This is a genomic window from Bacillaceae bacterium S4-13-56 (assembly GCA_040191315.1).
GTDB lineage: Bacteria > Bacillota > Bacilli > Bacillales > JAWJLM01 > JAWJLM01.
In genome coordinates this window covers 1-7,673 of the sequence record JAWJLM010000116.1, presented here as the reverse complement: position 1 = coordinate 7,673, position 7,673 = coordinate 1, and the positions used below count along the sequence as shown (strand labels likewise).

Here is a 7,673-nt window from a genome sequence, read left to right as displayed (position 1 = left end):
TAAATGGGCTGTTTAGTGAATCGTTCAGCAGACCCTAATTAATATTTACGAATAATTCAAAAGATCAATAGACATTCTAGAAAAGAAAATAAAATAGCAAGAAAGGAGTGAGAAACATGAGCATTCTTTCTAGAATTGCACTAGCCTTAATCATTATTGGGGCCATTAACTGGGGACTAATAGGTTTATTTCAGTATGATCTAGTGGCCGCACTATTTGGTGGCGGTGAACAAGCAGGATTTGCCAGAGTCATCTATTCTCTAGTAGGAATTAGTGGACTCATATGCTTACCGTTATTATTTAAGCCAGCAGAAGGAATCGCTGATCAAAGAGAACCTAGAACTACTACTTAAAGCTTTATGAGCATATAAAAAGTCCAAACCCGAAAATGGTTTGGACTTCTTTCTTTTATTAATTCCCAAAAGTGTCTTCACGGTCTTTGGATTGTTGAATCCATTCCTCTAGTTTATCTTTCAAAGTGTTAAAACCAGGGTTATCCGTAGCTTGTTCTTGCTTAACAACACGCTTTTTAGGTTGAGCTTTTGGCTTACTAGGAGCCTTTGGTGCTTCTTGAGTAGCACGAATGGATAGAGAATACTTACCTTTCTCTTCATCGATGCTAAGAACTTTTACAGTCACTTCATCTCCAACATTAAGATGCTCATTAATATCTTTTACAAATCCATGAGTGACTTCAGAAATATGAACTAAACCCTGAATTTCATCATTTAGAGATACAAAAGCTCCATAGGGTTGAATTCCGGTTACTTTACCTTCTACTACTTGACCTACTTCAAACTTCTCTGACATAATATACAACTCCCGATATGATTTATCTTATCATTTCACACAATATAAAATTTTATCACAAAAAGTAAATGTTATCAAAGTAATTCAATATTCAAACTACCTTTTCTTTCTTCTTCAAGTAATTGTTGAGAAAGAACAGCTGAATTCGGATCAATCATGCAATCCCTATACGAAATCAGATATAAGTAATTTTTTTTCGCTTTTTTAAGTTTTTTAGGTTTAAACTATACAAAAAGGGGAATCCTACTTCATGTAAGACTTTCTCGTATTCCCCCTGTGATTGCAAAGCGTACCCCAAAGAACGCTTTGCTCTTTTTTTGTTTAAAGCTTAATAATAATATAAAAAGAGACACGTTTGAGATACTCTCCAACATGTCTCTTTTATTTTTGAGCCCCAACAAGTGCTTTTGGAAAAATGGACTCTTCTTCCCGTTTAAAATGATTAAGAACAGCTGGATAAACAAACTTCAGAAAGGAGATAATGGTTTGAGCTTCTATATCTAGTAGATTATCTTTTTTATAACTCATCGCCATTAAGAACTGCTTTAAGTACTGCTCTATCTGTTTATGTTCATAGTCTAAAGAAAAGTAATGACATCCATCATCCTTGTCATTTTGCAAGATAGGAAATATTACTTCTTCTTCGCGCTTAATATGTTCCATAAATTTTTGATAGAATTCCTCTACAGGCAGTTGTAATTCTAAAGCAAATTCTGACCATTTATTGTTCGTATGGTCGGTTTCAAATCCAACAATTAGCTGATGAATTCTTGTTATCTCATTTTTTAGAGGGACATGCTCTTTCATAAAATGATCGATCCATTGAGGGGAGTTCTCTCTCATTATCAGTCACTCCAATTCATGCAAAATAACTTCTTTGCATGTACATCGTACAAAATTAATTTACCTTTGAACATGATGTTTGTCACAGTTACAAATCTTTTTCTACTTTTTCCAATAATTTTTCATCATTTAATCATAAGAAAAGCTTAAGCACCCCTTGAAACAAGAAAAGCACTTGCTTCTGCGAAGTAACCCTAAGTAGCTTTCTTTACTCGGGGCAAAAGCTTCGAAGATTATTCGATGAAGTTTTTTCGCTGGAGCTAGACAAATTTTATACTTTCTGGTAAAAAAAAAAGCTTGCCTATTGGCAAGCCCTATGGAATTATTTTTTTCCTTCTCGAAATGGATGTAGAACTGAATAAATTGCTGACATTGCTGGGGTAGAGTCATTCCCCATTTTTACTAAGGCCCCATGAAGTTCCTCTAATTCTATAGGAAGCCCTTTATCAAAGTCTCGATGCATGGAAGAAGTCATCTCTGGAGGCAGTCCTTCTATTTTCTTGTATACATCTTCAGGCAAAGTGGCAGGCAAGGCTATTCCCTTGTTTCTTGCTACTTGGTAGCCTTCCCTAATCAATTGTTTTAGAAACTCACTGGTAACAGGATCATTAACAGCCACTCCGATTGGACTTCTCATTGCTGTGGTAATAGCGCTAAGAGAAGAAAGAAAAATGTATTTCCTCCACATTTCTTCTATAATTCTATCTGTTTTTTGTACAACAAAACCAGAATCCTTCATCATACTTTCTAACTGGTCCAACCATTGAGGCTCATCTCCTGATAATGGACCAAAAAACAAATCATGCATGTCACTGGTTTGTAGAATAGCTCCCTCCTCATTAAGAGTGGATTCAACATAGCAAAGACCTCCTAGAACGTTTTCCGGACCAACTAATTGGCTAAGTTTATCCAAATGATCAACGCCATTTAAAAGAGGCAGAACCTTAGCACCCTTATTTACCAGACTTTCAATAGTAGGAAGGGCAGCATCCAAATGATAAGTTTTTAATGCCACTATAACCACTGAGGGACCTTCTATTTCTTTTGGGTCCATCGCTAGCTTTGGCTTTACAGTAAAATCTCCATGCTTACTATATACTTGCAGTCCATTTTTCTTTAAAAGGTTGTAGCGTTTTTCCCTCACAAGAAATGTTACAGGAAACCCCGCATGAGCTAACTTTCCACCAAAATAACCTCCAACAGCACCAGCACCTAAAACGACAATATTCATAGTAACACCCCTCCAAGATTTCATGTATACTTATGTTCAGCAATAATAGAGCATACCTTTTATACTATACAATTCTCCCCTAACAACATATTCCCTTTTTTCTAGAAACAAATATTTATGATTTCTTGGAATTTTCGGTACAATAGAAATAACTAATAAAGGAGGAATTTCATATGAATTTTTCACAGGTGCCAGATCGTAGTAATACACGATCTGTAAAGTGGGATTTAGGAAAAAAAATATATAAATCAGAGGACATCCTCCCTATGTGGGTAGCCGATATGGATTTTATGGCCCCTACACAAGTCATTGAAGATCTCAAGAAAAGATTGGAGCACGGGGTCTTTGGATATACCATTACAGACAAAGAGATTGAAACTTCTATCCAAGGGTGGTTTTCCGACCATTATCATTGGGATATCTCTACCGATTGGATAACTTATAGTCCAGGGGTTGTACCTTCTTTACATATGATCGTAGAATCCTTAACGAATGAGAAAGATCGCATAATGATTCAACCTCCAGTATACCCGCCTTTCTTTGATGTGGTAGAAAAACACAATAGAACTCTAGTTGAAAATCCCCTTGTGTTAGAAGATGGGCGCTATGAGATGGATTATGACCATATTGAAGAGGAATTTAAAAAAGGTGTATCACTCTTTATTTTGTGTAATCCACACAATCCTGTAGGTAGAGTCTGGACATATGATGAACTAAATAAACTCGGACAATTGTGCCTCCAATATAATGTATTTATTGTTTCGGATGAGATTCACGCTGATATAATTTATAGGAGCCACCAACATGTTCCTATAGCCTCCCTTTCCAAGGATTTAGCAAATATCACAATTTCCTGCTATGCTCCAACGAAAACTTTTAATTTAGCTGGGCTGCAAGTCTCTTACCTTGTAACACCAAATTCTGAAATCAGAACAAAAGTGAAAAACTTCTTTGGGAAATTCGGATTAGGAATGTTGAATACCATGGGTATTACCGGAATGGAGAGCGCCTATTTAAAAGGGGAAAAATGGCTTGAAGAGCTGATATTAATCATTGAAGAAAATAAAAAGATAGTAGAAGATATGATTCAACCATACAATGAATTTGTTAAGTTAATACAATCAGAAGGCACTTATCTCCTTTGGTTAGATTTTAGAGGATTACAAATGGATGATGAAGAACTTAAACTCTTCCTGCAAGAAAAAGCTAAGGTCGGTTTTAATAATGGAAAATCCTTTGGGGTAAATGGGGAAGGATTCATGAGAATGAATATTGCTACTACAACTGAAAATGTAAAAGAAGGAACTAGACGAATTCTGAAGGCACTTGATAAGTACGTGGCAAAAGAGTAGCCAGTGGATTTTCCACTGGCTACTCTACTTCTTCCTTATCCCCCTCTGTGGGATCACTAGGAGGATTCTTTTCATCTTTAGTTAAGGAGATTTTTCCACAAGCGACTCGATTCCCAGAGTCCCCTGCCGGTTGGGTAACGCCGTTATCTTGAAGCTCATGAATAACTAAGCTAGTACCTCCATTTTTATATAAAGAATAGCGATCATCCTTTAAAGTGGCACCAGGAAGCATAAGGGTTGCTTTTGCCTTACCAGCACCATCTGCTTCTATGTTAGGAAGGTCCCCTTTATGAGCACCTTCTGGATGCATCAGTCCATGCTGCTTATTATCAGGATCCCAATGACTTCCAGCACTTTTAAAATCAGGTGGCTCACATTCCGGGTACTCATGAACATGAATGCCGTGGTATCCAGGCTCAAGCCCTTCAACGGTTATATCAAATTCTACTCCATCAGGATTCTCTTTTAGTTTTGCTGTTCCTAACAGATCTCCTGAAGGGTTATATAACTCCACATCAGCAATAGATCGTTGATTTGTATTACAACCGGCTAAAAGAATAGCTCCAAACAGAAAAGGAGCGATGAGACGCACCATATAATCCTTCCTTTCTGCCTATACTACCTTTTAGTGTGACCCATTATAATAAAAACATAACTATTGTTTACATAATTTAAAATTATGATTTCGGGTCATCATCATTTCTATAGTATCTTTTTTCTATTTCATTTTGCTCTTTTCTAGACGTTTTACGAATCCAATACATAGTAACTATCGCCATAGCAGTAAATAAAAGCAACATAATAAACGCAGGAATATATTCAGTTTTATCCTCAGGAAAATATAAAAATTCCATCATAGTTCTATTCACCCTTTCTGATAATTGTAGTATATCAAATCTCTTTTTTGTACAGAAATATTGTGATTGATTATGTGAGATGATTCTGTAAAATAGAGATTAGGAGGGATACCATGACTATTTCTGTAGGACAGTCTGTCAAAGCGCACTATAATAGCGGAATTTATATTGGAAAAGTAGTAGAAGATAGGGGGGAAAGATATTTAGTAGAAGTCCTTGCCGTTCATAAGCACCCTCAACAAGGGGACTTACATCACCCACTTGAATCAGAAGGAGTTTTGTTTCATCAAAGAAGAGCATTGGCATTCCGCGAAAAAATGAATGTTCCTAAAAATGCCGTTCATTCTTATGAAGAAGAGATTCCGGATTTTCAAGAATCCTTAAGAAAAGCAGTGGATAAACTGAAGGAAAAGCTTCTGAAAATAGAAAATGCTGACTTTCGCAATCGTGCATTAAAAGAAATAGGAGATTTAGAAAAAAGTTATTTTAAATAAGAAACTACATAATTTCACACTTAAACCCCAGCATGAAAATTAATTTAATACTGGGGTATTTATTTTTGTCTATTTTTCCATTTTGATAAAGGTTGTGATTCTTTTAAATTCATCAATTAGATCAAGCATTTCTAAATTCACACAATATACTCGCCCATTTCATTTTCACAGAAAAAGAACGAGTGCCCCTTGAAACAAGAAAATCACTTGTATCTGCGAAGAAGTACTATATAGCTTTCCTTCCTGGATGAATCGGGGCAAAAACTTCGAAGATTACTTGATGAAGCTTTTTTCACCGAAGCTAGAATACATAGAGTTTTCTCCATGCCTTTAAAGCGATTCATTTCCTGGAACTTGAATGGACTTTTTCTTTTTCTTTGGTTTGCCATAAATCCTGTTCGTAATAGCAGGTGCTCTTTCAAACAAAATCATCCCCAAAAAGGCTGCTAAAACGATATAAATTCCTCCAAATATTTTTATTGTTCCCGTAGCTATTGCAGCAATAACTACAGAAAACTCTCCTCTTGCTGTCAATGAAAGCCCAGCTCGTAAAGAAGTCCTCTTTTTTAATCCATACCAGCGTCCCCCTATTATTCCTACTAATACCTTTGCAATTAGTGTCCAACCGAGCAAAGTAAAAAGCAGCCCAATCATAGGAACACCTTCCCCAAGTTCTACCGAGGTACCGAAGTAAACAAAAAAGGTAGGAAGTAATAAATCCTTTACGGGATAAACAACGTGTTCCACTAACTCAATTCGTTTCATTTCTGAAAGCATAATTCCTGCCAAAAATGCTCCAAGAACCTCTGACAATCCCAAATATAAAGCCAATCCCCCGTAACTCAATGCAATACCAACTAAGAGAGCAATTCTAAAATCCTCATCATAGATTTTTTCCAGAAACTCTTCAAAGCGACGAAATATGGTTTTTCCTAACAGAACAGCCCCTAAAGTTAGCCCGATAATTTTTAGCATCAAAATGAAAACATCAGAAGTACCGAATGAATCTCCACCATAGATACCTATTAAAACAGCAACGATAATAGGAGAAATTAAATCTTCAAATATGAGAAGGGCAAGAATAAATTCCGTTTCCGTATTTGCCATTCGACCAGAATCATCTAATAGCTTTGCAGTAATAGATGAGCTTGTTGCATATGTAATGCCGCCTATTAAAAAAGCTGTCAATAAATCTAAGTCAAACCACACAACGATTCCCATAACGACAAATAAGTTAAGAAAAATATCTAATAGTCCCGCCGGCCATATTTTCCTAGCAATTCCACCCAGTCTTTTAATGGAGAATTCTAGACCAAGCAGAAAGAAGAGCAATACAATCCCTATTTCCGCTGCAAAATGAAGTAGCTCATTCTCGTGGACAATATCAACTAAAATCACACCTAACAGGATATACAATACCACATTAGGGAATTTTATTTTAATGCTTAAGAAACCAAGCCAAAAAATCGCAATAAGGATGAGTCCAGCACCAAGAAGAGACGGTATTTCCTCCCCCAAAAACATCACTCCTCTCCCCTACAGAGTGTTGCTAATTTAGACACTTGTTCTTGTTTACCTAAAATCATGAGAACTTGACCTGGTTCAAGAACCGTTGAAGGATCGGGTGCGGCCACAACATCGTCCCCTTTAACAATCCCCATAACCGTTGCACCAGTCAAATTACGTACTTCTGATTCCTCTATGGTTTTATTTGCAATCTGGGATTCGGGTTTCATTTCAACCCAGTCCACCACAATTTGGTTTTTGAAAATTTTTAACTTATCGGCATCTACTGGTTGATAGGTTGCTCCAAGTAACTGAGCACCTAATTCCCTTGTTTCATCTGCCGTCAAATCCATTGAAAAATCCGCTTCATCCATATCTTCATCTTCAAAAAAATACAATTCTCTTTTCCCTGTATGATGAACGATAAGAACTAATTTACTGTCTTCAGCTGTGGTGAAGGATATTTTTTGCCCAATACCAGGCAATTGAGATACTGAAACATTCATGTTAAAACTCCTTTCATTACTATTTCAAATTAAAGATTTTTCTGACAACTCCCACAGCTAAAGCAGTGGGGTTC

At 36.4% G+C, this 7,673-nt stretch carries 10 protein-coding genes; 3 read left to right on the top strand and 7 right to left on the bottom strand.

The genetic code is table 11. The features are described from left to right. The first annotated feature begins 116 nt into the window (after positions 1-116). Positions 117-353: a DUF378 domain-containing protein gene (locus RZN25_17535; protein ID MEQ6378611.1), complete on the top strand. Its 237-nt coding sequence runs from the start codon at positions 117-119 to the stop codon at positions 351-353. Between the two features lie 58 nt (positions 354-411). Here RZN25_17535 and yugI read toward each other — a convergent pair whose 3' ends face one another. The 3 genes from yugI to RZN25_17520 form a co-directional block, all read right to left on the bottom strand. Beyond that, positions 412-810, bottom strand: coding sequence for a S1 domain-containing post-transcriptional regulator GSP13 (gene yugI / locus RZN25_17530; GenBank protein ID MEQ6378610.1), 399 nt, complete (start codon positions 808-810; stop codon positions 412-414). A 381-nt stretch (positions 811-1,191) separates the two neighbouring features. Next, entirely contained in the window at positions 1,192-1,653 is a 462-nt protein-coding gene (locus RZN25_17525) for a hemerythrin domain-containing protein (protein MEQ6378609.1), read from the bottom strand. Between the two features lie 322 nt (positions 1,654-1,975). Then, a complete protein-coding gene (locus tag RZN25_17520) occupies positions 1,976-2,884 on the bottom strand; it encodes a ketopantoate reductase family protein (protein ID MEQ6378608.1) in 909 nt (302 codons plus the stop codon). Between the two features lie 173 nt (positions 2,885-3,057). Between RZN25_17520 and RZN25_17515 the strand changes: the two genes are divergently transcribed. Further along, positions 3,058-4,236 (top strand): MalY/PatB family protein, encoded by a 1,179-nt coding sequence (locus RZN25_17515; protein ID MEQ6378607.1) that lies wholly within the window; start codon positions 3,058-3,060, stop codon positions 4,234-4,236. Positions 4,237-4,255: 19 nt separating this feature from the next. Here RZN25_17515 and RZN25_17510 read toward each other — a convergent pair whose 3' ends face one another. Then, positions 4,256-4,831 (bottom strand): superoxide dismutase family protein, encoded by a 576-nt coding sequence (locus RZN25_17510; protein MEQ6378606.1) that lies wholly within the window; start codon positions 4,829-4,831, stop codon positions 4,256-4,258. An 82-nt stretch (positions 4,832-4,913) separates the two neighbouring features. Then, positions 4,914-5,093: a hypothetical protein gene (locus tag RZN25_17505; GenBank protein ID MEQ6378605.1), complete on the bottom strand. Its 180-nt coding sequence runs from the start codon at positions 5,091-5,093 to the stop codon at positions 4,914-4,916. 113 nt (positions 5,094-5,206) lie between these two features. Between RZN25_17505 and RZN25_17500 the strand changes: the two genes are divergently transcribed. Continuing rightward, positions 5,207-5,587: a kinase-associated lipoprotein B gene (locus tag RZN25_17500; GenBank protein ID MEQ6378604.1), complete on the top strand. Its 381-nt coding sequence runs from the start codon at positions 5,207-5,209 to the stop codon at positions 5,585-5,587. 330 nt (positions 5,588-5,917) lie between these two features. Here the strand turns inward: RZN25_17500 and RZN25_17495 are convergent, their stop codons facing one another. Further along, positions 5,918-7,105: a cation:proton antiporter gene (locus RZN25_17495; protein ID MEQ6378603.1), complete on the bottom strand. Its 1,188-nt coding sequence runs from the start codon at positions 7,103-7,105 to the stop codon at positions 5,918-5,920. Between the two features lie 5 nt (positions 7,106-7,110). Continuing rightward, a complete protein-coding gene (locus RZN25_17490; protein MEQ6378602.1) occupies positions 7,111-7,599 on the bottom strand; it encodes a TrkA C-terminal domain-containing protein in 489 nt (162 codons plus the stop codon). Positions 7,600-7,673 lie beyond the last annotated feature (74 nt).